General features: G+C 70.3%; 24 protein-coding genes. 11 read left to right on the forward strand and 13 right to left on the reverse strand.

The features are described 5' to 3' along the window. Positions 1 to 292: 292 nt before the first annotated feature. On the forward strand, positions 293 to 952 hold the full coding sequence (locus ABH928_RS25050; RefSeq protein ID WP_370070261.1) for a hypothetical protein: 660 nt from the start codon (positions 293 to 295) through the stop codon (positions 950 to 952). A gap of 14 nt (positions 953 to 966) precedes the next feature. On the opposite strand, the gene ABH928_RS25055 is transcribed toward ABH928_RS25050, so the two are convergent. From ABH928_RS25055 to ABH928_RS25080, 6 genes are all read right to left on the reverse strand, one after another. Then, on the reverse strand, positions 967 to 1491 hold the full coding sequence (locus tag ABH928_RS25055) for a hypothetical protein (RefSeq protein WP_370070263.1): 525 nt from the start codon (positions 1489 to 1491) through the stop codon (positions 967 to 969). 46 nt (positions 1492 to 1537) lie between these two features. Then, the gene (locus ABH928_RS25060; RefSeq protein WP_370070265.1) at positions 1538 to 1927 is read right to left on the reverse strand and encodes a hypothetical protein; all 390 of its coding nucleotides are present in this window, start codon (positions 1925 to 1927) and stop codon (positions 1538 to 1540) included. Then, entirely contained in the window at positions 1924 to 2145 is a 222-nt protein-coding gene (locus ABH928_RS25065; protein WP_037604596.1) for a toxin-antitoxin system HicB family antitoxin, read from the reverse strand. The genes ABH928_RS25060 and ABH928_RS25065 overlap by 4 nt, the downstream gene beginning before the upstream one ends. A 214-nt stretch (positions 2146 to 2359) precedes the next feature. Beyond that, the gene (locus tag ABH928_RS25070; RefSeq protein ID WP_370070268.1) at positions 2360 to 3184 is read right to left on the reverse strand and encodes a hypothetical protein; all 825 of its coding nucleotides are present in this window, start codon (positions 3182 to 3184) and stop codon (positions 2360 to 2362) included. Further along, positions 3181 to 3819, reverse strand: a complete 639-nt coding sequence (locus tag ABH928_RS25075; protein WP_370070270.1) for a hypothetical protein — start codon at positions 3817 to 3819, stop codon at positions 3181 to 3183. Before ABH928_RS25075 ends, ABH928_RS25070 begins: the two co-directional genes overlap by 4 nt. Beyond that, entirely contained in the window at positions 3816 to 4979 is a 1164-nt protein-coding gene (locus ABH928_RS25080; protein ID WP_370070272.1) for a tryptophan dimethylallyltransferase family protein, read from the reverse strand. Before ABH928_RS25080 ends, ABH928_RS25075 begins: the two co-directional genes overlap by 4 nt. 530 nt (positions 4980 to 5509) lie before the next feature. Between ABH928_RS25080 and ABH928_RS25085 the strand changes: the two genes are divergently transcribed. Continuing rightward, the gene (locus tag ABH928_RS25085; protein WP_370070274.1) at positions 5510 to 6850 is read left to right on the forward strand and encodes a cytochrome P450; all 1341 of its coding nucleotides are present in this window, start codon (positions 5510 to 5512) and stop codon (positions 6848 to 6850) included. 158 nt (positions 6851 to 7008) lie between these two features. Here ABH928_RS25085 and ABH928_RS25090 read toward each other — a convergent pair whose 3' ends face one another. From ABH928_RS25090 to ABH928_RS25100, 3 genes are read right to left on the reverse strand one after another with little or no spacing between them, the layout of a single operon-like run. Further along, the gene (locus ABH928_RS25090; protein WP_370070276.1) at positions 7009 to 8118 is read right to left on the reverse strand and encodes a low specificity L-threonine aldolase; all 1110 of its coding nucleotides are present in this window, start codon (positions 8116 to 8118) and stop codon (positions 7009 to 7011) included. Then, positions 8100 to 8834 (reverse strand): SDR family NAD(P)-dependent oxidoreductase, encoded by a 735-nt coding sequence (locus ABH928_RS25095; RefSeq protein ID WP_370070277.1) that lies wholly within the window; start codon positions 8832 to 8834, stop codon positions 8100 to 8102. The genes ABH928_RS25090 and ABH928_RS25095 overlap by 19 nt, the downstream gene beginning before the upstream one ends. Then, on the reverse strand, positions 8831 to 10222 hold the full coding sequence (locus tag ABH928_RS25100; RefSeq protein WP_370070280.1) for a DUF6421 family protein: 1392 nt from the start codon (positions 10220 to 10222) through the stop codon (positions 8831 to 8833). Before ABH928_RS25100 ends, ABH928_RS25095 begins: the two co-directional genes overlap by 4 nt. A 235-nt stretch (positions 10223 to 10457) precedes the next feature. On the opposite strand from ABH928_RS25100, the gene ABH928_RS25105 reads away from it, so the two are divergent. Genes ABH928_RS25105 through ABH928_RS25115 form a run of 3 tightly spaced genes read left to right on the forward strand, consistent with a single transcriptional unit; the run spans position 10458 to position 13041 of the window. Further along, positions 10458 to 11363, forward strand: a complete 906-nt coding sequence (locus ABH928_RS25105) for an ABC transporter substrate-binding protein (protein ID WP_370070282.1) — start codon at positions 10458 to 10460, stop codon at positions 11361 to 11363. 20 nt (positions 11364 to 11383) lie between these two features. Then, the gene (locus ABH928_RS25110) at positions 11384 to 12274 is read left to right on the forward strand and encodes an amino acid ABC transporter permease (protein WP_370070284.1); all 891 of its coding nucleotides are present in this window, start codon (positions 11384 to 11386) and stop codon (positions 12272 to 12274) included. After that, a complete protein-coding gene (locus tag ABH928_RS25115) occupies positions 12271 to 13041 on the forward strand; it encodes an amino acid ABC transporter ATP-binding protein (RefSeq protein ID WP_370070286.1) in 771 nt (256 codons plus the stop codon). Before ABH928_RS25110 ends, ABH928_RS25115 begins: the two co-directional genes overlap by 4 nt. A gap of 97 nt (positions 13042 to 13138) precedes the next feature. On the opposite strand, the gene ABH928_RS25120 is transcribed toward ABH928_RS25115, so the two are convergent. Continuing rightward, a complete protein-coding gene (locus ABH928_RS25120) occupies positions 13139 to 13864 on the reverse strand; it encodes a polysaccharide deacetylase family protein (RefSeq protein WP_370070288.1) in 726 nt (241 codons plus the stop codon). Then, on the reverse strand, positions 13861 to 15039 hold the full coding sequence (locus tag ABH928_RS25125; RefSeq protein WP_370070290.1) for a glycosyltransferase: 1179 nt from the start codon (positions 15037 to 15039) through the stop codon (positions 13861 to 13863). Before ABH928_RS25125 ends, ABH928_RS25120 begins: the two co-directional genes overlap by 4 nt. 276 nt (positions 15040 to 15315) lie before the next feature. Here ABH928_RS25125 and ABH928_RS25130 point away from each other — a divergent pair, with 276 nt between their 5' ends. The 4 genes from ABH928_RS25130 (at position 15316) to ABH928_RS25145 (ending at position 18954) form a co-directional block, all read left to right on the forward strand. Then, positions 15316 to 15939, forward strand: coding sequence for a DUF5134 domain-containing protein (locus ABH928_RS25130; protein WP_370070293.1), 624 nt, complete (start codon positions 15316 to 15318; stop codon positions 15937 to 15939). Between the two features lie 187 nt (positions 15940 to 16126). Further along, the gene (locus ABH928_RS25135; RefSeq protein WP_370070295.1) at positions 16127 to 17086 is read left to right on the forward strand and encodes a M56 family metallopeptidase; all 960 of its coding nucleotides are present in this window, start codon (positions 16127 to 16129) and stop codon (positions 17084 to 17086) included. A 177-nt stretch (positions 17087 to 17263) separates the two neighbouring features. Continuing rightward, the gene (locus ABH928_RS25140) at positions 17264 to 18163 is read left to right on the forward strand and encodes a DMT family transporter (RefSeq protein WP_370070297.1); all 900 of its coding nucleotides are present in this window, start codon (positions 17264 to 17266) and stop codon (positions 18161 to 18163) included. Positions 18164 to 18318: 155 nt separating this feature from the next. Beyond that, a complete protein-coding gene (locus ABH928_RS25145; RefSeq protein ID WP_370070299.1) occupies positions 18319 to 18954 on the forward strand; it encodes a TetR/AcrR family transcriptional regulator in 636 nt (211 codons plus the stop codon). Here ABH928_RS25145 and ABH928_RS25150 read toward each other — a convergent pair. Continuing rightward, positions 18941 to 19804, reverse strand: coding sequence for a helix-turn-helix domain-containing protein (locus ABH928_RS25150; RefSeq protein WP_370070301.1), 864 nt, complete (start codon positions 19802 to 19804; stop codon positions 18941 to 18943). The two genes, ABH928_RS25145 and ABH928_RS25150, sit on opposite strands and share 14 nt — an antisense overlap. Before the next feature lie 333 nt (positions 19805 to 20137). Between ABH928_RS25150 and ABH928_RS25155 the strand changes: the two genes are divergently transcribed. Further along, positions 20138 to 20683: an ATP-binding protein gene (locus ABH928_RS25155; protein ID WP_370070303.1), complete on the forward strand. Its 546-nt coding sequence runs from the start codon at positions 20138 to 20140 to the stop codon at positions 20681 to 20683. 146 nt (positions 20684 to 20829) lie between these two features. On the opposite strand, the gene ABH928_RS25160 is transcribed toward ABH928_RS25155, so the two are convergent. Then, complete coding sequence (locus ABH928_RS25160; protein ID WP_370070305.1) at positions 20830 to 21066, reverse strand: DUF397 domain-containing protein; 237 nt, start codon at positions 21064 to 21066, stop codon at positions 20830 to 20832. 396 nt (positions 21067 to 21462) lie between these two features. Here ABH928_RS25160 and ABH928_RS25165 point away from each other — a divergent pair, with 396 nt between their 5' ends. Continuing rightward, a complete protein-coding gene (locus ABH928_RS25165) occupies positions 21463 to 22308 on the forward strand; it encodes a sirohydrochlorin chelatase (RefSeq protein WP_370070307.1) in 846 nt (281 codons plus the stop codon). Positions 22309 to 22390: the final 82 nt, after the last annotated feature.

Consider the following 22390-nt stretch of genomic DNA (forward strand, 5'->3'; position numbering starts at 1 on the left):
TTTCCCCTACCTTCCGATCTGTACGGCTGTGCGAATCTTGGGACGCTTCGAGTGGTTCGAACGGTTCGCGGTGTTCGATCCGGATATAAGCAACCCTCACAGCATCGCTCACGCCGGGGCGTCTCCCGCTCACTGACCCACGGGCGATTCACTCGCCTGTGCGTGGCCGCGCGGCACTTCCCAGGAGACCGCCGAGAGAAACTCACCCGAACGTGTGTGACTGCTGTCCGGCAGCTAAGCTGCCACACAATCCGATGAGATCACCCGCCAACCGGCGGGCACCATCCGTCAGATGGCTGGATCTCCAGGCCCGGAGGGGGGTTCGGGCGTGTCGCTGGACTGGGGTACGAGTGCGAACGTGCTCACCGCGGCCGGCACGCTGGTGCTGGCCGTCGCAAGCTTCGCATCGATCCGCTCGGCAGACCGTGCGGCGCGCTCGGCCGAGCGCGCACTCCAGGTCTCGCTGCGCCCGGTGCTGGTGGGGGCCCGGCCGACCGACCCGGAGCAGAAGCTGATCTGGTCCGACGGCCATACCACCCATCTCTCCGGCAGCGGCGCCTACGCCCATCTCGGCGCGGAGGCAATCTACCTCGGCACCGCGCTGCGCAATCTCGGCCCCGGCCTCGGCATCGTCCACGGCTGGTCGCTGCCGACCGCCGACACCCCCGCACCGGCCGACGCCTTCCGTCGCCAGGGCCTGGACATGTACGTCGCCGCCGGCGACCACGGCACCTGGCACGCGGCCCTGCGCGACACGGACGACCCCACCTTCGCGACGCTCGCCGAGGCGGTCAAGAACCGGCAGCGCCTCAACATCGACCTCCTCTACGGCGACCACGAGGGCGGCCAGCGCACGGTCACCCGCCTCTCGCTGCTGCCACGCTCCAACACCGACGGCTGGGTCTGCCAGACCGTCCGCCACTGGAACCTGGACCGGCCCGACCCGCGCTGACGCCCAGTCAGCGCTCAGTCAGCCCGGCGCGGTGCCGTCGCGCCAGTGGCCACCACCCACACGCCCGTCCCCCAGAGGATCACCGCGCACGGCACACCCACTGAGGTGGCCATGGTCCCGGCCGAGGGGTGGGAAAGGGATCGGAGCAGCACGCCCGCGATCCCCGTGGCGACGAGCAGCGCGCCCGGAACACGGAGGCGGGGATCGCCGAAGACGGCGGCCAGCGGGACGAAGTGCGCACCAACGATCACGGCGACCAGCGCGGGCAGCAGCTCCGGCACTCCGCCGACGACGCACCCGGCCACGGCTCCGCCGATCAGCAGCCACTGGGCGCCGTTGATCAAGCCGAACGTCCGCCGCACCTGCGGAGACGCGAACTCCCCCGCCTCGTCAGGCAGTCGGCGACGGGCCGTCAGCATCAGCGCCAGCGCGACCGCGATGCCGACCGGCAGCGCGACGGCCACGGCGACCCCGCCGAGCCCCCACATCCACCAGCCGAACCCGAACAGGGCGTAGAAGCCCACCCCTGACTTGAACACAGCCGCCGCCCCCGCGTCGTGGTACCCGATACTGGTGGTCCGTCTGTCAGTCGGTGAGCATACGCAGCGCCTCCGCCGTGGCGAAGACGTCGTTGCGGCCTTCCTTGGCGTGCTCGACCAGATCCGCCATCGCGAAGGGGTTCGGCAGCGGCTTCACGCCGGCCATGGCCAGGTAGGAACGGGTGAGCGTGGCCGCGTAGAACTCGTTCATCGGGGAGTCGAGCGGCGGGCACACCGAGAGCGTGTGGAGCAGCGCCGCGGCGCGCCACTGGACGTCGCGCGGGGGCTCGTCGGCGACCAGGACGACGTCACTGGCGTGCCGGGCTATCGCCGCGCTGATCCCGGAGGGATCCCACACCGTCGGGTCGGACGGGAGGTGGTGCGCCAACACGTTCCAGGCCCAGGCCTCGTCGGCCTTCACGCCGTCGGACTTCACGCAGTCTTCTTCCCGCCGAACCGCTCCTGGAAGTACGCCCAGTTCTCCGAGGTGTTGAACTCCGCGGCAGCCTCCAGGAATCGCTGCCGGTCCGGGTCGAGCTCGCGCTTGGCCGCCTCGGTGACCAGCGCGGTGATGGTGGTGCCCTCCGCCGCCGCCCGCGCCGCCAACCGGGCGTGGAACTCCTCGTCCACCCGGATGGTGATGTGCTTCGACATGCTCGCTACGGTACAGCAGCCTTGCTGCACAGGGGAGTCCTGTCCTCGGGCCCGACTGGGGCCCGACTCGGGCCCGCCTGGGGCCTGCGTCGGGTCGGCAGGAGTCAGCAGGACCACACGGGATGAACCTGGACGAACCAGGACGACGTACGCGGACGGCCTGTGCCCCCTCGGCTGAGGGGGCACAGGCCGTCCAGGTGGGTGGAGCGCGGTGTCAGTCCAGGAGTCGTGTCCGCCAGTCGGTGAGGCCCTCTGCCAGATCCCGGTCCTCGGGGGCCAGTCTGGGCAGGCAGCTGTCGATGTAGCAGAGGTAGAGGGGAATGAGCTCTGCCCGAAGCAGTTCGGTCAGGCGCTCGCCCGAGTCCGGCTCGCCGTGCCGTGCCCGCGTCGCGGCACGGACGAGTTCCGCAGCCACCGGCGCGGGCTGTGCGAGGTGGTGGCGGATGGCGTCGTCGGTGGATCCGAGATCGGCCGTGGCGACGGTGTAGAGGAACCTGACGGGGAGCAGGACCGCCTTGGTGAACCGTTTGATGTCACCCGCCAGGCGCGCCGGGTTGTGGAACTCGGCCAGGACGGGGCCTGCCGCGAGCACCTCCAGCGCGAAGCGGATGCCGTCGGTCAGTAGCGCATCGGCGCCCGGGCGTGCCACGTCCCGGCGTACGTCCTCGCCCAGGAGCAGCAGGCCGCTCTTCGAGAGGTCGAACCGGTCGACGGCCGGGAATCTGCCGTCGTCCCCGTCCGCGCGCAGGGCCGGCAAGGAGCTCCAGAACACCGACAGGCGCTGGTAGGAGCTGTCCTTCTGCTGGAGGTCACGGGTGACCCGGCGGATGGTCTCGTCGTCGTCGGGGCGGCGGTCCGCCAGGACGAGTCCGAGGTCGATGTCACTGACGGCGGGTGCGAACCCTCCGTGCGCGAGGCTCCCCAGGGCGTAGGCAGCGACGAGGCGGTCGGCGAGGGTCTGCTGGAACACCCTCGCGCAGTCCTCGGCGATTCCTGTGGCGGAGCCGGAGTCGAGGGGCTCCCGAGGGAGGTCGCTCATGCTGCGCCGACCGTGTCGCGGCGTGCCAACTCGGCGATCCGGTCGGAGACCATGATGATGATCTGCCAGGCCTGGTCGAGGAGTTCGGTGACGTCGCCGAGCCGCCACTCCTGGCGCTCGGCGAGCAGGCGGTAGCCCATCTCGATGTGCTCTTCGTCCTCTTCGTCGTGCAGGGCGAAGTAGGTGTTGCCGGGGAAGGCCAGCGAACCGGCGTTGCTGAAGGCAAGGCTGCCGCACTCCAGCACGAGGTGGGCCAGGACGACACGCTGCAGTCCGGGCAGGGTGCGCAGTTGGTCCACGAACCAGGCGGCTCCGGCCTCGACGACCGGGTCCCAGTCGGCGGTCCGGCCGGTGTCGTGACTGTCCGCCAGGATCCCGTTGTGGCCGACCTCCTCCTGCTGGTGCTCAAGGGCGAGCTCTCTGAGCTGGGGGTCGGTCTCAAACTCGGCCCGGACACTGATCATCCGTTGGAACGCGTTCGACCACGGTGCCAGGTGGGCCAGTACGGCGTCCTTGGTGGCCGCCGGTGTCGTGGGGTCCTCCAGCAGAAGGATCAGGCTGCTCGCGCGGTAGGCGCGGACATGTTCTTCGTTTCTGTCGGCGACTGCCTGAAGGGGCGCGATCATGGTAGTCATGCGGACTCGACCTCCTGGAGGATTCCCCGGGACTGCTGTGACAGCGGACTGGGCTGGGCGGGAAGTGGGGCGTAGACCGGAAACCTGAAGTAGACGGACACGTCGCCGTCCTGGCCGCGCGAGCGGTAGCTGACCAGCTCCTGGAGGCCCCGGCTCCGGTTCAGCGGCCGTGGCGCCACGGCCTGGAGGAGGGCGTGGTGACGCTGCGGGTCGAGGCCCTCGTGCGCCATCAGCGCGCCGATCCTGCCCGCGGCCTCCTCGTCGGACGCGGTGAAACTCGACACCCGGAAGTAGGTGGTCGACTCGTCGGCGCGTGGGGCGTCCGCCCGGAAGGCCAGGCAGGTCAGCGGGGCGCTTCCGGCGGCGTCGGGAGCTCTGCCGAGCAGGGTACGGAAGGCCGAGCGGGCCCGGCCCGGGTCATTGGCCCGAGCGATCGAGGCCATCTGCTCCAGGACCGCGACGCTGCTGGTGTGGTTGCGGTAGTAGACCTTGGCCCGGGCCCGCCCGCTGCTCTCCAGGTCAAGTGCGAAGAACTCCAGTTCGCGCTCGACTCCGTCCGCCTGGGTCGCTCGGGCCACCTGTGCGCAGGTGTCGGCCCACGCGGTGCCCATCGCCAGGCGTTCCATCGCCTCACCGACCATGGCGTAACGTTCCTGCGGCGTCACGGCGTACAGCCCGAAATAGATCTTGTAGACCGGCGGGCGCTCCGGCAGCCAGGCCAGGGAGTGCCAGACGGGTACGGGCGCCGTCTCCTGGTCCGCGCGCGGCGCGAACACGTCGGCCACCTTGCCGTAGCGGTCGAGGCTCACCAGCGGCTCGCCGGCCAACTGGTCCGTCAGCTCCGCTGCGGCGGTCAGGTTGGAAGCCGCGGTGATGGGCCTTGCGGCGCCCAACGCCTCGAAGAGGATGCGAAGTTCCGGTCTCCCGTGGGACCACTTCACCGACATCTCGGCGGGGAAACCGTCGCCGGCGACGTACGAGGGGAACGGGCACGTCCGCCCGACGGGTATGTCGGCCCATGGCCGAAGAAGCTCACGGAGTTGGCCCCTCACCGGCCCGGTCATGGATGGCTGCAGGTCAAGCCCGTCACACATGTCGGACCAGCGTTCGCCGAGGAACTCCTCGATGGAACGCCCCTCACCCGAGAAGATGCTGTCCACTCACCCTTCCGTTCTCCCAAGCGCACCGCCCCCTCCCCTCCCGGTGATTGATCGACCGTCGCACGCGGGACGAAGCCCTCGGCTCTGGAGGATGAGCACAATCCCACGGGAGGTCAGCGCGATCATCTTCAGCAAACCCTGCAGGCATGCCCAACCGGAATGAGCGCAAAACGGATCATGTGTGCGACGTGGCGCACATGTGAACTGCCCTGCGGGACAACGGCGTCGGAGCCTAACATGAGATGATCTTGGTGGGTCGGCAGCGACTTTTCAGTGCCGGCGCCAGCGGATTTCGACCCCTCCGCGACGCCGCTGTCCACCCGCCGCCCACCCGCCGTCCAGCGGCGGGCCACACCCCCAACGACCGGCCCTGGAAGGGGAAGGGACGGTCCGTGAGCCGGTGATACGATCGCACCGCATTTGCGGAGCAGGTGGGTCCACCCCGCGTTCGTGCGGGGATGCAGCAGCCGGCCCTCTGACTAGTCTCGTCAGCTTTTGCTGACCCGCCGGCTTAGGAGCCACAGGCAGACATGGACGTTCGCTCTTCCGCCCCGGTTCCCCCGCCCGGGTGTCCGGCGCACGCCGTAGGCGGCCGAGTTCCGCTCTACGGGCCGGAGTTCGCGGCCGACCCGCAGGCCTACTACGCCTACCTGCGTCACTACGGGGCGGCCGCCCCGGTCGAGCTCGCCCCCGGCGTCGAGGCCACCCTGGTCACCGACTACCAGGCCGCCCTGCGCCTCTTGCAGGACCCGACGTCCTTCCGCAAGGACGCCCGCCGCTGGCGCGACTTCGCCGAGGGCAAGCTGCCCGCGGACAGCCCGGTCGTCCCGACGTTGGCCTACCGGCCCAACGCCATGTGCAGCGACGGTGCCGAGCACCTGAGGTTGCGTCAGGCGATCACCGACGCGATGTCCCGCATCGACACGCACCGCCTGGCCCGGAGCACCGAGCAGGTCTCGCGCTTCCTCATTGCCCAGTTCGGAGCACGCGGCTCCGCAGACCTGCTGAGCGACTACGCCAAGCAGGTCTCCCTGATGGTCTTCAACGAGCTGTTCGGCTGCCCCGCCGACATCGGCGACCGGGTGATGTTCGGCGTCTCCGGCATGTTCGAAGGCGTCAACGCCGAGCAGGCGGTGGGCGTGCTGTTCGGCGCCTGCGGCGAGCTCGTGGCGCTCAAGCGCAGCCGGCCCGGCGACGACGTCACCTCGTGGCTGCTGCAGCACCACGCGAAGCTGACGGACGAGGAGATGGTGTACCAGCTCGCGCTGCTGCTGGGAGCCGGTACCGAGCCGCTGCGCAACCTCATCGGGAACACCCTGCACCGGGTGCTCACCGACGACGGGTACGCCAACAAGGGCGGGCTGATCGACGAGGCGATCGACGACACGCTGTGGGAGAACCCGCCCATGGCCAACTTCGCGGCGCACTATCCGGCGAACGACATGGAGTTCGCCGGACAGCACTTCCGGGCCGGCGATCTCGTCCTGATCAGCCTCGCCGCCGCCAACACCGGCCCGGCCCTTGCCGCGGCGCGGCAGGCGGGCAGCCGGGCTCATCTGTCCTGGAGTGCCGGACCCCACGCCTGCCCGTCCAAGGAGCCGGCCCGTCAGATCGCGGTCACCGCGATCGAGTACCTGCTCAACCAGCTCCCCGACGTCGTGCTCGCCGTCCCCGAGGAGAGCCTGAGGTGGCGTCCGGGGCCGTTCAGCCGAGGTCTGGCGTCCCTTCCGGCTCGTTTCACGCCGGTCGAGATCGCGCGAGGGACCACCACTGCGCAGCGTCCGCGCTCGACCGAGCCGGTGGCCCCCGAGCCCGGCAAGGCCGAACGCGGAGGGCGCTGGAGTCAGTTCCTCAGCTGGATCAAGGGCTAGCCAGAGCCCGCCAGCGCCTGCCTGCCAGGGCCCGTGGTGAAACGAGTCGGCGCACGGCCCGTACGGATCAACCTGCTTGATCCGTACGGGCCGTGCGCCGTCGCTCGTTCCGCACCGCACCGCATCCGGGAGCCGCGAGCCCCCGAAGCGGCTGCCGGTCAGCGCCCCAGCTCCTCCGCGATCGCCGCGGCGAAGGAGTCGATGTCCTGCTCCGTGGTGTCGAAGGCGCACATCCAGCGCACCTCTCCGGTGTGCTCGTTCCAGAAGTAGAAGCGGAACCGCTTCTGCAGCCGCTCGCTCACCTCGCGCGGGAGGATCGCGAAGACCGCGTTGGCCTGCACGGGGCGGACCACGGTCACGCCGTCGATCGCGGCGACCGCCGTCTCCAGCCGCTTGGCCATGGCGTTGGCGTGCCCGGCGTTGCGCAGGTAGAGGTCGCCGGCCAGCAGCGCCTCGAACTGCACCGAGATGAACCGCATCTTGGACGCGAGCTGCATCGAGGTCTTGCGCAGGTACTGGATGTTCCTGACCGCGTCCGGGTTGAGCACCACGACGACCTCGCCGCCGAGCAGCCCGTTCTTGGTGCCGCCGAAGGAGAGCACGTCCACGCCGACGTCGGTGGTGAACTCGCGGAACGGCAGGCCCAGCGAGGCCGCCGCGTTGGACAGCCGGGACCCGTCGAGATGGACCAGCATCCCACGCTCGTGGGCGTGTTCGCAGATCGCGCGGATCTCGTCCGGGGTGTAGAGGGTGCCCAGCTCGGTGCTCTGGGTGATCGAGACTGCGAGCGGCTGCGCGCGGTGCTCGTCACCCCAGCCCCATGCCTGAAGGTCGATCAGCTCGGGGGTGAGCTTGCCGTCCGGCGTCGGCACGGTGAGGATCTTGATGCCGGCCATCTTCTCCGGCGCGCCGCCCTCGTCCACGTGGAAGTGGGCGGTCTCGGCGGCGACCACCGCGCCCCAGCGGGGCAGCAGCGCCTGCAGCGCGACGACGTTGGCGCCGGTCCCGTTGAATACCGGGAACGCCTGGGCGCGCTCACCGAAGTGCGCCTTGAAGACGTCCTGCAGGTGAGCGGTGTAGTCGTCCTCGCCGTAGGCGATCTGGTGGCCCTCGTTGGCCAGCGCTATCGCGGCGAGCACCTCCGGGTGCACACCGGCGTAGTTGTCGCTGGCGAAGCCGCGCACGGCGGGGTCGTGCCGACGGACGGCGTCGGTGCCGGTGCTGGTGGTGGCGGCGTTGCTGTTGTCGGTCACTGGGGCGTCAGCCACAGGTGCGTTCCATTCACTTCGTCGGCGGGCCGGGCCCAGAGCGAGAGCACCTGCTCGGCGAGGTCGGCGGTCTCGGTGAACCCGGCGAACTTGGCGTTCGGCTTGTCGGCCCGCATCTCCGGGGAGACGAGGGCCTTCACCACCAGGATCGCAGCTGCGGCGGAGCTGTCCTTGAACGAGTCGGCCAGCGACAGCGTCCAGGTCTCGGCCGCGGCCTTGGCGGTCGCGTAGACGGCGTTGCCGCCGGTCGGCTTGTGCGCGGCGGCGGCCGAGATGATGGCGAACCGGCCGTTGTCGCTGCGCTTCAGCGCCTCGTGGAAGCCGAGGCTGGTGTGCTGCAGGGTGCGCACCAGCATGTCGTGCATGAAGTCCCAGTCGGCGAGGTCGACGTCGCCGAAGGTCTTGGCACCGCGCCAGCCGCCGACCATGTGGATCAGCCCGTCGACCCGACCGTACTCGGCCTCGACGTGCTCGGCCCAGTCGTGGGCGGCCTGCGGGTCGAGCAGGTCGACCACCTGGCCGACCACGATCGCGCCGGGCACGGCGCGGCGGACGGAGTCCATCAGCTCGTCGAGCTTCCGGGCGTCGATGTCGCCACAGGCGACGGTCGCCCCGGCCTGCGCCAGGCGCAGCACGGTCGCCCGCCCCGCCATCCCGGTCGCGCCGGCCACCGCGACGACGCGGCCCTTGAGGTCGACGTTCTCTGCGTTGCTCACGCTGCATTCTCCACAACACTCGTGCCGGTCATGCCGGAGGTCGATGCGATGACGCCGGACAGCTTCTTGCTGAGCGCCTCGAAGAACATGCTGAGCGGGAACTCGTCCGGGAGCACCGCGTCGCACAGCGCCTTGTTCAGCGACTTGGCGTCGCTGTGCTCCTTGAAGGGCAGCGCGTCGGCGCCCTTGGCCCAGGTGGAGGCGGGGTGCGGGGTCAGGTACTGCGCGACCAGCTCGTAGGCAGCGAGCCAGTGGGCGGTCTTCGGGCGGTCGATGCCGTCGCGGTAGAGCTTCTCGATCTCACCGCACAGGTCGCTGGTGACCTGCGGGGCGCGCTGCCAGTCGATGTGCAGCTTGTTGTCGGTCCAGCGCAGCGCGTCGTGCTTGTGCAGGTACGCGAAGAGCAGCTGCCCGCCCAGGCCGTCGTAGTTGCGGACCCGTCCGCCGGAGACCGGGAAGCGGAACATCCGGTCGAAGAGGATCGCGTACTGCACGTTGCGGCCCTGCTCGTACCCCTCGGCCTCCAGCTGGACGGCGGCCTTGAAGGCGGTCAGGTCGCAGCGGAGCTCCTCCAGCCCGTACATCCAGAAGGGGGAGCGCTGCTTGATCATGAAGGGGTCGAACGGCAGGTCGCCGTGGCTGTGGGTGCGGTCGTGGACCAGGTCCCACAGGACGAAGGTCTGCTGCGCCAGCTCCTGGTCGGTGAGCAGCGCGGCGGCCTCCTCGGGGATCTCCAGGCCGAGGGTCTTCACGGCGGAGGTCGAGACCGCGCGGAAGCGGGCCGCCTCGCGGTCGCAGAAGATGCCGCCCCAGGTGAAGCGCTCCGGCACCTCACGCACCGCGACCGTCTCCGGGAAGAGCACCGCGGAGTTGGTGTCGTACCCGGCGGTGAAGTCGACGAAGGTGATCGGCACGAACATCGGGTTGTCGTAGCGGGTGCGCTCCAGCTCGGACAGCCAGTCCGGCCAGACCACGTTGAGCAGCACCGCCTCGATGTTCCGGTTCGGGTTGCCGTTCTGCGTGTACATCGGGAAGACCACGAGGTGGGGCAGCCCGTCCACACGCTGGTCGGCAGGCTGGAAGGCCAGCAGCGAGTCGAGGAAGTCGGGCAGGGCGTAGCCGGACGCGGCCCAGCGCATCAAGTCGAGCACGACGGCGTCCAGGTACGCCTTGTCGTCCGGGAAGTGCGGGGCCAGCTCGCCTATCGACGCGGTGATGACCGACAGCTGCGTGTCTGCCTCGTCCTTGGTGGACGCGCCGTGCGAGTTGAGGTCGATCGAGCCGTCCTTCGACTGCAGCGGGCGGAGCGCCTCGACGGCGGCCTTGAGCCGCAGCCATGCCGGGTGCTGAGCCAGATTCACAGAGGCCGCAATGGAATTGCCTGCCATGGGGAGCGCTGACGAGAGATTTTCCATCACAACCCTGCCTGAACGAAAGAAAATGTGGTGAGCTCACCGTATATACAGAAGGTTCTGTCGTACAAGGGGCGCCCGCAACCGGAGGGGTGGCGCTGGTCACCGCGTCCACCATTCGAGACGGAACGGATGCGAAGATCCGGCTTCACCGTGCTGTGACAACTGATCGGTAAGCTCCGGGCCACTTGCCTTCCTCCCAGGAGTCACCGTGAACGCCCTGCTCAAGACCACTCGTCTGTTCAGCACCGTCGTCGGCGCAGCCGTCCTGGCGTTGGCCGGCTGCGCGCCGCAGTCCAGCTCCTCGGGTTCCGGCTCGGGTGCCTCGGCAGGCGCCTCCGCTGCGGCCGCCTCCTGCACCAAGGGCGCGCTGGCCACGATGACCTCGGGCAAGCTGACCATCGGCACCGACAACCCGGCCTACACGCCCTGGTTCGACAACAACGACCCGTCGGACGGCAAGGGCTTCGAGTCGGCGGTCGCCTACGCGGTCGCCCAGCAGCTCGGCTACGACAAGGGCAAGGTCAGCTGGACCGTGGCGCCGTTCAACAACGTGGTCACGCCGGGTCAGAAGAAGTTCGACTTCGACATCAACGAGGTCTCCGTCACCGACGAGCGCAAGCAGGCCGTCGACTTCTCCACCGGCTACTACGACGTCCGCCAGGCCGTGATCACCCTCAAGGGCTCGAAGTTCGCGAACGCCACCACCGTCGCCGGGCTCAAGGGCGCGAAGATCGGCGCACAGGTCGGGACCACCGGCCTGACGGTGGTGCAGAAGGTCATCGACCCGACCACCCAGCCGTCCGTCTACGACACCACGGACCTGCTGACGTCGGCGCTGAAGGACCACCAGATCGACGCGTTCGTCACCGACCTGCCGACCGCCTTCTACATCACCTCGGCGGAGTTGACGAACGCCACGGTCACCGGCCAGTTCCCGTCCGGCGCCGCCACCTCCGACGGCAAGCCGGAGCAGTTCGGCCTGGTCCTGCCCAAGGGCAGCGCGCTGACCTCCTGCGTCTCGCAGGCCGTCGACGCCCTCCAGGCCAACGGCACCCTGACCACCCTGGCCAAGCAGTGGCTGCCCGCTTCCGACACCGCGCCGGTTCTGAAGTGACGACGGATTCGGATTCCGAGATGCACGAGGGGACGGACGCCGCGGGCGCAGCGTCCGCCCCCTCGGCGTACGTCCCCTCCCGGCGGCGGTTGGACCGTGAGGCCTACCGCCGCTCGCGGGCGCGGCGATCCGCGCTGATCGCGGGCGGCAGCACGGTCGTCGTGGCGGCCGTGCTCGCCGTCGTCATCACCGGCTCCCCCGGGTGGCCGGTGACCAGGACGACCTTCTTCAGTGGCCACTACGCCCGTCAGGCCCTCTCTCCGGTGCTGCACGGCTTCGTGCTCAACCTGGAGCTGCTGGTGGTCTGCGGCCCGACCGTCCTGGTGCTCGGACTGCTGATCGCCGCACTGCGGACGCTGCGCGGACCGGTCTTCCTGCCGGTGCGACTGCTGGCCACGGCGTATGTGGACTTCTTCCGCGGCTTCCCGCTGATCATCCTGGTGCTGCTGGTGGTCTTCGGCGTCCCCGCACTGCAGTTGCAGGGCGTCACCAACGACCCGATCGTCCTCGGCGGCACGGCGCTGGTCATCAACTACTCCGCCTACGTGGCCGAGGTGTTCCGCGCCGGCATCGAGTCCGTCCACCCGAGCCAGCGTGCCGCCGCCCGGTCGCTCGGCCTCGGCTACGCGCAGACGATGCGGTTCGTGGTGCTGCCGCAGGCGGTCCGCCGGGTGGTCCCGGCGCTGGTCAACGACATGGCCTCGCTGCAGAAGGACACCGGCCTGGTCTACCTCGGCGGCGCGATCGACGCGGTCGCGGCGGCGCACATCATGGTCGCGAGCAGCTTCAACTACACGCCGCTGGTGCTGGCCGGGCTCGGCTTCGTCCTGCTGACCATCCCGATGACCCGCTACGCCGACTGGCTCACCCGCCGGATGGACAACCAGCGCGCCCAGGGAGGCGTCGTATGAGCATCCTGGCCCCGAGCACCTCGAACCCGGTGCTGCGCTTCGAGTCGGTGCGCAAGACCTTCGGTGAGCAGGTCATCCTTGACGACGTGTCACTCGACGTGCCCGAGCACTCGGTGACCGTCCTCATCGGCGCCTCCGGCTCCGGCAAGTCGACGCTGCTGCGCTGCGCCAACCTGCTGGAGGTGGTCGACGACGGCGCGATCTGGCTCGACGCCCAGGAGATCACCGATCCCCGCGCCGACGCCGACGCGGTGCGCCGAAGGATCGGCGTCGTCTTCCAGGCCTACAACCTCTTCCCCCACCTCAGCGTCCTGGACAACATCACCCTCGCCCCGCGCCGGGTCCACCGCGTGCCCAAGGCGGCGGCGGAGGCCCGCGCGCTGGAACTGCTGGACCGGCTGGGTCTGGCGGCCAAGGCCAAGGAGTACCCGGACCGTCTCTCCGGCGGCCAGCAGCAGCGCGTCGCCCTGGTCCGCGCGATCGCGGGCGAGCCACGGCTGCTGCTGCTCGACGAGATCACCGCGGCCCTCGACCCGGAGCTGGTCGGCGAGGTGCTGGAGGTCGTCCGCGACCTCAAGGGCCAGGGCATGACCATGGTCCTGGCCACCCACGAGATGGCCTTCGCCCGCGACGTCGCCGACCAGGTCTGCTTCCTCGCCGACGGCGTCGTGCTGGAACGCGGCACCTCCGCCGAGGTCTTCGGCGATCCGCAGCACGAACGCACGCGGCGCTTCCTGACCCGTCTCCGCGAGTCGGGACGGCTGTAGTAACGGCTGTAACAGCAGACAGACACGTCAGCGGGGCCGGTCCTCCTGAGGAGGACCGGCCCCGCTGACGTTCAGTTCATGGCGGGGTGACCGGCCGTCAGATCCCGTGCTCGCCGACCGGGCCGACCTGCCAACCCTGCTCGGCGCAGTGGTCCAGCAGGCGCGGGAGCGCGGCGAGCGTCGCGGTCCAGGAGGCCGGGGCGCTGGTGCAGTCGGAGTCGTGGAGCAGGACGGTGCCGCCGCCGCGCAGGTTCCGGGTGACCGTCTGGTAGACGGAGGTGCCGGTCGCGCCGGCCCGCCAGTCCGCGCCCCACGAGGTCCACAGGACCGGGGTCATGCCCAGGCCGCGGGCGGTCGTCAGCGCGGAGGTGGTGGCGATGCCGTACGGCGGCCGGTACCAGCGCGGCGCGACGCCGGTCGCCTCGGTGACCAGGCCGTGGGCACGGGTCAGGTCGTCCTTGGTGGCACGCGGCGTGCGGACGACCATCGGACGGTGCAGGTAGCCGTGGACGGCGATCTCGTGGCCAGCCGCGACGATCTCCTTGCCGAGGCCCGGGTCGCGCTCCAGCATGAAGCCGAGCAGGAAGAAGGTCGCCTTGACGTCGCGCTTCTCCAGCAGTCGCAGGAAGCGCGGGGTCGAGATGGGGTCCGGGCCGTCGTCGAAGCTGAGGGCGACGTGGCCCGGGTCGCCGAGCCCCCCGTAACCGGGGAAGAACTTGGTGCGGAGCGGCTCGAAGGGCTGGATCGAGGTCAGCGCGGGCGCGGCGTGTGCCAGCGCCAGACCGCCGGCGATGCCGGCGACCGTCTTGACGGCACGGTTCATCGTGCGTTCTCCATCGAAGCGAGCGGGACGACCACGCCGGGGAGCTCCGCGGTGAGATGGGTGAGCCCGGCCGACTCCAGCAGCAGCTCGACCGCGTCGACGCCCCACGGCGCGGGGACGGCGGAATCGGACCGTATCGCCCGGTCCAGCAGCGGCGCCAGCTCGGCGTGGGTGCGCGCCCAGGGGGCCACGCCCGACTGGTCGAGCGCCGCCGCGTTGGTCAGGCCGTGGCCCGGGATGGAGCGGTAGGTGACGACGGGGATGCCGGAGGCGACAGCCTCCAGCACGGTGATGCCACCGGCGTTCTGGACCAGCACGTCGGCCGCGTGCATCAGGCTCGGCATGTCGTCGACCCAGCCCAGCGCGGTGACTCCGGCCTCCTCCAGCCGGGCGCGCAGCGTCTCGTTGCGCCCGCAGACGACAACGCAGGTCAGCCGCGGGTCGGCGGCCTCGACGTCGGCGACGGTGTGCTCCAGCTCGCCCGCACCCCAGGAGCCGCCGACCAGCAGCGCGATCTTCGCGTCGTGGGCCAGGCCCCAGCGCTGCCGGGCGGCGGCGCGGGAGGCCTTGGTGACCGGGGTGAAGCGGCGGTCCACCAGCGGGGTGACCACGTGGACGTCCTGGCACTCGGTGCCCTCGGCCTGCTCGGCCGGGACCGTGTGCACGGCGAGGTGGGAGTCGACGTCCGGCGACGCCCAGAGGCGGTGCACCGAGAAGTCGGTCAGGTAGGTGTGCACCCGCTGGCTGATCCGGCCGCGCTTGCGCAGCCGACCCAGCACCTGGCTGGCCAGCGGGTAGGTGGAGACGACGACCGCGGTGTCGTCCGGCAGCGCCCGCTTCATCGCCCGGCCGGCCAGCCAGGTGAACAGGGCCGCCTGGCCGTTCATCATCCGCGGGTTGTCCATACCGCCGTAGAGCAGCTTCCAGGTCCACGGGGCCCGCTCGAGCATCGTGTGGTAGGTGCCGACGAAGATCTTGCCGGTGACGCCGGGCAGCAGGTCCAGGAAGTCGTGGCGGTCGACGTTCAGGCCGGCCTCGGCGAGCCGGGTCTCAAGCTCCTTCGCCACCGCGTCGTGTCCGGCTCCGACGCTCGCCGAAATGATCACCGCACGTGGCGGGCGGGCGTGCGTCAGGTCGGAACGGCGCTGCAGCGGCAGGCGGATGAGTCGGCCCATGATGTCGGCAGTCCCCGGATCGGATCGGTGATGAAAGCGGACTGTTCCAAGCTATTGATCGAAAAGCCGCAGGAAGAGCGCCCGCAGGATGATTGGCGTCCCCGCGATCCGTAGTCGCGTCGGGTACCCGGCACCGCCGCATACTCCATTTGGAGTACGTCGGCTGTCAGGGTCGGCCGTAAGGTGGAGACGCCGTGAACGCGGCGTTCACACCACTGGATCTGCCCCCGTGCGCCCCCATCGCGCCCTGTACTGCATCGATCACCCTGCGTCACAGTGTCCGAAGAACGGGTGGCGGGTCAGGGGGCGTGGATGCGGGACGCGGGCGTGCTCGGCTGGCTTCTGGTGCTGCTCTGCGGAGGCACCGGCCTCTACTGCGCCGCCCGCCTGTGCCTGCGCCGATCCGCGCCACGGGCGGACCGCGCGGCGGACGGCACCGAGGCGGTGATGAGCCTCGGCATGGCCGCGATGGCGGCCGGGGTGGCGGCCCCTACGGGCCTCTGGGTCGCCGTCTACGGGTCGGCCGCGCTCCTCTCGCTGGGCGCGGTGCTGCTCGCGACCGGTCACCGACTGCACCACGCGTACCACTGCCTCGGCCACGCGGCGATGGTGTACATGGCCGTCGCGATGAGCGGCAGCACGGTCAGTTCGGACGCGATGCCAGGTATGGCCGGAATGGCTGGGATGACCGGGATGGCTGACATGCCGCCGCGTGGGCTGCCCGCACTGACGGGGACTCTGCTGGTCGCGTTCCTGGCCCTCTCGCTCCTCTCGGGCCTGCGGCTGACCGCTCCCGCCACCGGCCACCGGGCCGGGTCGCTCTTCAGCGCCCCCGCCCTGCCGGACGCCTGTCGGGTGGTCATGGGTCTGTCGATGGCCACCATGCTGATGCTGCTCTGACCTGTTGGTGGCGCTCTGACGTGCGGGCGCTGCTCTGAACCGTCCGGAACGGAGCTGAACCGCCGACTCCGTGTCCTGCGTCACTGCTTTCGGCAAACGGATTCCGTGACGGGCGGATCCGCCATAGGTTGAGCGCGTACGCAGTGACGCGTGCGTCCCGTCCTGCCCTCGGAGGTGCCGCGCAGCGGTGGGAGCCTTGCCCGGACTTGTCGCGCTCGGCGCGCTGCTCGCTCTGCTGGGCCCGCGCGGGCTGGCCCGCGCCCGCTGGACGGAGCGGGAGCCGGTGGTCGGGCTGTGGGCGTGGCAGTGCGTGGTGGTCGGCGTACTGCTCTGCTGCGCGTGCGCGCTGGTGCTGACCGGCGCGGCGGCCTGGCCCGCCATCAGATCCTTTGTCTTCGCCGGGGCTCCGGCGGGTGTGGAGGAGGCGTACGGCTTCCCCCTGGCCCGCCCGTGGGCGATCGGCGCGGCCTTCGTCTTCGCCGTGGGCGGCGTGCGGACCGCGCTGGCCCTGGCCGTCGAGGTCTCCGGCTCCCGGGCGACCCGGCTGCGTCAACGGCAGCAGTTGAAGGCTCAGGCACCCGACCTGCATCCCGAGCTGAAGCAGTCCGCGCCCACCGACCCGCCCGTGCCGTGGAACCGCTCGGAGAAGCTGGTCGTGCTGGAGAGCGAGGAGCTCAAGGCCTGGTCGCTGCCCGGTCCGGTGCCCCGGGTGGTGGTCACCACGGCGGCGCTGCGACGGCTCAGCACCCGCGAGCTGGACGCGCTGCTCGCCCACGAGCACGGTCATGTCCGCGCCCGGCACCACTGGCTGCTGGGCTTCGCCGAGGCCCTCGCCTCCGGCTTCCCCGCGATACGGCTCTTCGGCCAGTTCCGGGACCAGGTGGGCCACCTCGTCGAGCTCGCGGCCGACGACTCCGCCGCGCGCCGCCACGGGCGGCTGGCCACGGCGATAGCGCTGGTCGAGCTCAATCCCGAGAGCACCTGCCCGCATCCGCTGGCCCAGATACCCGACCGGGTCGACCGCCTGCTGGCGGGTGGCACGCGCCTGCCCTGGCCCTCCCGGCTCGGACTGACGGTGGCCGCCGTGGCACTGGCGCTGACCCCGGTCGTCCTCACCTTCGCCCCTGGCCTGTCGGCGCTGGTCTGAGGCCCGACGTGCCCCCACCGCCGACCTAACCCTCCTGAAGTGGCGTAGTTCCCCAAGAAGCTGACGTACTTCCTGAAGAAGGTGGGAATGCGCTGAGTGCGGAGGTCGGTTCGGGAGCCCCGCGATACGCTTCCCGGGAGTGGCCCGTGATGGCACGTTAACTGTGGGGGAATCCCCGTGACGGTGTTTCTTCTCGGCGTGGGCGCAGCCTGTCTGCTGGGACTGGGTTTCGTCCTGCAGCAGCACGCGGCGCAGTCCGCCACGCGTGCCGACCTGATCTCCTACCGGCTACTGCTGCGCCTGGTGCGGTCGCGCGAGTGGCTGCTGGGCATCGTCTTCATGGTCTGCGGTCAGGTGCTCAGCGCGATGGCGCTCTCCGCCGGGCGGATCTCCCTGGTCGAGCCGCTGCTCTCGACCCAACTGCTCTTCGCCATGGCCCTGGCCCGACGGATCACCAGACAGACGTTGGGCGCCTCGGGTTGGGGTGGGGTGGTGCTGCTGGCGGTCGGCGTGACCGTCTTCATCCTCAGCGGCCAGCCCACCGGCGGCGGCGCCGAGATCGGCGCGCTGCGCCATTGGCTGGTCTTCGGCATCGTCGCCGGGCTCGCGCTGTTGCTGGTCTCGGTGGCCGGACGGCTGCCCCGGATCCGCCAGGCGACCTTGCTGGCACTCGCCGCCGGGCTCCTCTACGGCCTGCAGGACGCGCTCACCCGCACCGCCGAGCTGCGTCTCGATCAGGGCGGACTCGGCCTGCTGGTGACCGGCTGGCAGCCCTATGCCGTGCTGGCGATCGGCGTGGTCGGACTGGTCCTGGTGCAGAACGCGTTCGAGTCGGCGCCGCTGAAGATGTCCGCGCCCGCACTGACCGCGGCGCAGCCGCTGGCGGGCATCGCCTGCGGGGTCGGCTTCCTGGGCGACCAGCTCCAGCTCACGCCGGCCGCGCTGGCGGGCGAGGCCGCCGGGCTGCTCTGCATCGTGATCGGGGTGGTCGTCATCAGTCGCCACCCGGCGCTGCCGGACGCCCACCTCGAATCCGCCGCCCTGCGCGGCGCGGAGCCGGAGACCGTGCTGCGCTGACAGCCTGCCTCGCCGAGCCTGCCTCGCGGAGCCTGCTTCGCGCAGCTCAGCGCCCGTTTCGCCGGGCCGGTGGGACGCCCAGGTTCCGCGCGTATATTGGCGCCAAGCCAATGATTGGCCCACGGCCTAACGGCCCAAGGCAGTGCGGGAGCGCCATGTCACCACGTCGGGAAGCGGTCAACGAGGTCATGCGGGCGCGCTCGCGCGAGCGCATCATGCAGGCCACCGTGGAGCTGATCGACGAGCACGGCTTCAACCGGGTCACCCTCGGCGACATCGCCGAGCGTGCGCGGGTGGCCCGCGGGCTCGTCTCGTACTACTTCCCCGGCAAGCGGTTCCTGCTGCAGACCGCGATGCACCGGCACATGCACCTGACCCTGGCCGCCGCGCTGCGTCCGCTGGACGAGCCCGGCAACCCCGAGCACAGCGAGGACCCGGACGTCTGGCTGGCCACCACGATCGACGCGATCACCGGCCTGGCCCTGGACCAGCCCACGCTGATGCGGACGCACCTGGCGCTGATCCTGGCGCCCATCGACGGCCGCTTCGTCCAGGACGACGAGCAGCAGCAACTCGGCGCGCTGCTCCAAGAGGTGCTGCGGCGGCGCGGTTCGACCGACCCGGCCGCCGAGCACGCGGTGCTGCGCAGCGCGCTGATGGGCGCGTGCATCGGCCTGGTGCTCCCCGGCGCCGAGCTGCCGGGCGTCGTGATCCGCGCGGACCTCTTCGCCCGCTACGGCCTCGACCCGCGCCTCGGTCCGCGTGCAGGGGGCCCTGTCAGGCTTCCTTGAGCAGCCCGGTGAGCAGGTCCACCGTCTTCTCCGGCGTCAGGCTGTCGACACTGAGCCGCTCCATCACCTGGACGTAGGCGTCGACGTCGTCGCGCTTGTCCAGGTAGAGCGCGCTGGTCAGCTGCTCCAGGTAGACGACGTCGGGCAGGTCCTGCTCGGGGAAGCGGAGGATCGAGAACGCGCCTGTCTCGGCCGCGTGGCCGCCGAAGCGGAACGGCATCACCTGGAGCACCACGTTCGACAGCTCGGCCATCTCGATGAGCGCCTGGACCTGAGCCCGCATCACCTTCGGTCCCCCGATGGGGCGACGCAGCGCGGCCTCGTCGATCACGGCCCAGAGACGCGGCCCGGAGCCCTCGACGACCATCCGCTGACGGCGCATCCGGAGGTCGACCCGGTGGTCGATCTCCTCCTCCGCCATGTAGGGCCGGTTCAGGCCCATGATGGCGCGCGCGTAGTCGGCGGTCTGCAGCAGGCCGGGGATGAACTGCACCTCGTAGGTGCGGATCAGCGCGGCGGCCTCCTCCAACCCCACATAGGTCTGGAACCAGTTGGGCATGGCGTCGCTGAAGCTGTGCCACCAGCCGTTCTGGTTGGCCTCACGCACCAGCGTCAGCAGCTGACCGCGCTCGGACTCCTCGACCCCGTACAGGCTCAGCAGGTCCACGACGTCGCGCTCCTTGAAGCTGACGCGACCCAACTCCATGCGGCTGATCTTCGACTCGGAGGCCCGGATCGTGTAGCCGGCGTCCTCGCGCGAGATGCCCTTGGCCTCGCGAAGACGGCGGAGTTGGGAGCCGAGGAGGATGCGGCGCACCATCGAACCGCCCCCCGGCTGAACCGTGGTCATTCCGTCGAACCTCCACCCGCTGGTAACACGCCACAGTCTGCCACTGTCAGGCACTGCCCGGGCGCGCATCGTGCCCGGTTGTCCATCCGCTGGTCAAGATGTCCGAGTCGCGACCCTCCATCACTGCGCAGCGCTACGACTACATTACTCGCTGCATGGGCAGATGCACGTGCATCTGCCCTAGGCGCGAATGCACGTGAATCCACTCTTGCATCTGACGTATGCGAAGAGGACCATGGGCATGTGCACCTGCACGCCCCCTGGCAATCCGCCGAGAATTCGCCCCGGCCGGCACCACCGGACGGGGCCGCGCCCGCATGGGAGGAGCTCTTGATGGGCCTGAGCCCGGCGGTGCTCGCGGACCGCGAAACCGTGGTGAGCTGCGCGCTCGCCCCTCGACGCGAATCCGTCCGTACAGCCAGGGAGTTCACCCGGCTCACCCTGAACCGCTGGGAGCTCGGCGACCTGTTCGACGACATCGCCCTGGTGGCAAGCGAGTTGGTGACCAACGCGCTGCGCTACGGCCTGCCGGCCCACGTGCCCGAGCCCCGCAGCGTCTGGGGAAGACGCGGCGCGGGCTCCAGCCCCATCGGTGACCGGATGGACCTGCGGGCCGAGGATGCGGTGGGCGGCGGCAGCTGCAGCACGGCGACGAACCAGCCGCTGATACGACTCAGCCTGGTGCGCAGCGACCCGCAGGTGGTCTGCGCGGTGACCGACCCGTGCGAGAACGGTCCGGTGCCGCGTGAGGCCGACTGGGTCGCCGAGTCCGGCCGGGGGCTGCATCTCGTCGAGTCCTTCAGTCAGTCCTGGGGCTGGCACCCCGTCACCGTCGGCAAGGTCGTCTGGGCCGTCTTCGAACTCCAGTCGCGCGGCTGAGCCTCCGGCCGCGGGTTGCCGAACACGCCTCACCTACAAGAGGCCTCCCCCGCAAGACGCTTCACACAAAAGACATGGCCCGGGAGCTACTCCCGGGCCATCCCCATAGGACACCTCTGGAACGTGCAGGACGGGGGTCAGGGCGCTCAGTCCACCAGGTGGTCGAACTCCCCGGCCTTCATACCGTGGAGCAGCGCGACGATCTCCGCCTTGGTGTAGATGAGGGCCGGGCCGTCCGGGAACCGCGAGTTGCGGACCGCGACGTCACCGCCCTCCAGGCGGGCCAGCTCGACGCAGTTGCCCTGCGAGTTGCTCATCCGGGCCTTCTGCCAGACCACTCCCTCGAGTTCCGTGGCGGCGATGCCGTTGTAGATGCGACGCATAGGTATCTCCCCGGGACGTGCGAGCGGTGCACCATGCAGCGTTCTCACTGCCGGTGATGATATCGCCAGTGCACGTGCACGTGCAGGTGCTTATGCGTGTGCACATGCGTTTACAGGAGGTGACTGCTTTCTTTACAGCGCGGGGAGTTGACCGCCCGAACCGGGCAAATCCGGGCGCATCGTCGTCGCTCTGGGCAACAAGCTCTCGCACAGTGCACACATATCGACCGACTTGATCAACAGCATGGAACTCCCCCGTGACACACAGTCAGTAACCACGTGCCCGTACGACCTGTGTGACGCTGCTCACGCGACTTCGGTTCGTTCGGGGCCTTACTCCCCGGTATAGGGCACCCGCCTCCCAGGGCGCGAACGGATGACCTACCATCGTCCCCCATGAGCACTGCCGCGACTCCAGGCACGCCGCTGCCTGTCCGTACGCCCACCGCCCGCGCGCGCGGACGCCACCGCCGTCCCGAGCGGCCCGAGATCCCCGCGAGCGCTTCCACGCTCGTGCTCGCCGTCCCGGCGCCGGCCAACCCGGACTCCCGGCGGCTGGCGGAGGAGATCGCCACGCTGATCCGCCTGGACCAGCCGGACGCGCAGGTCACCGCGGCCTATCTGACGGCCGCCAAGAACGTCGACGGCCTGGGCGACTGCCCGTCCGTCCAGGACGTGCTCAGCGCGGCGGTGGAGGCGGGCACGCCGCCGATCGTGGTTCCGCTCTCCCCCGGCCCCAGCGCCGAGCTGGACGCTGTGCTGGCCGGGTTCGAGTCCGTCCAGCGGACGGACTCGCTCGGCCCGCACCCGCTGCTCGCCGAGGCCGTCCACGTGCGCCTCAGTGAGGCCGGTCTGGCCCGCGCGGACCGCGCGCGTCTCTTCGCCATCAACACCTCCGCCGACGGCATCGTGCTGGCCGGCACGGGCGGCGCGGAGGCGCTGGAGCTGGCCGAGGTCACCGCGGTTCTGCTGGCTGCGCGCCTGGCCGTCCCGGTGGTGGCCGCGTCCCTCGACTCCGCGGAGTCGGTCGTGGCGGCGATGACCCACCTGCGTGAGACCGGCTGTGTGCAGCCGGCGCTGGCGCCGTACCTGCTGGGCCCGGAGGTCAACGCCGACCTGCTCAAGTCCCTTGCGGACGCGATCGACTGCCCGCTGGCCGAGCCGATCGGCACGTACCCTGCGGTGGCGCGACTGGCGCTGGGGCTGTACCTCGGTGCCCTGGGCATCGAGGCTGAGCTCTAGGAGCAACCATCAGGGGCGCGGGGCTCTGCTTGATTGACTGCGCGCGCGACAAGCCACCCACGGCAGATGGTCCCCAATGAAC

Origin of the sequence: Streptacidiphilus sp. MAP5-3, assembly GCF_041262505.1 — a bacterium.
GTDB lineage: Bacteria > Actinomycetota > Actinomycetes > Streptomycetales > Streptomycetaceae > Streptacidiphilus.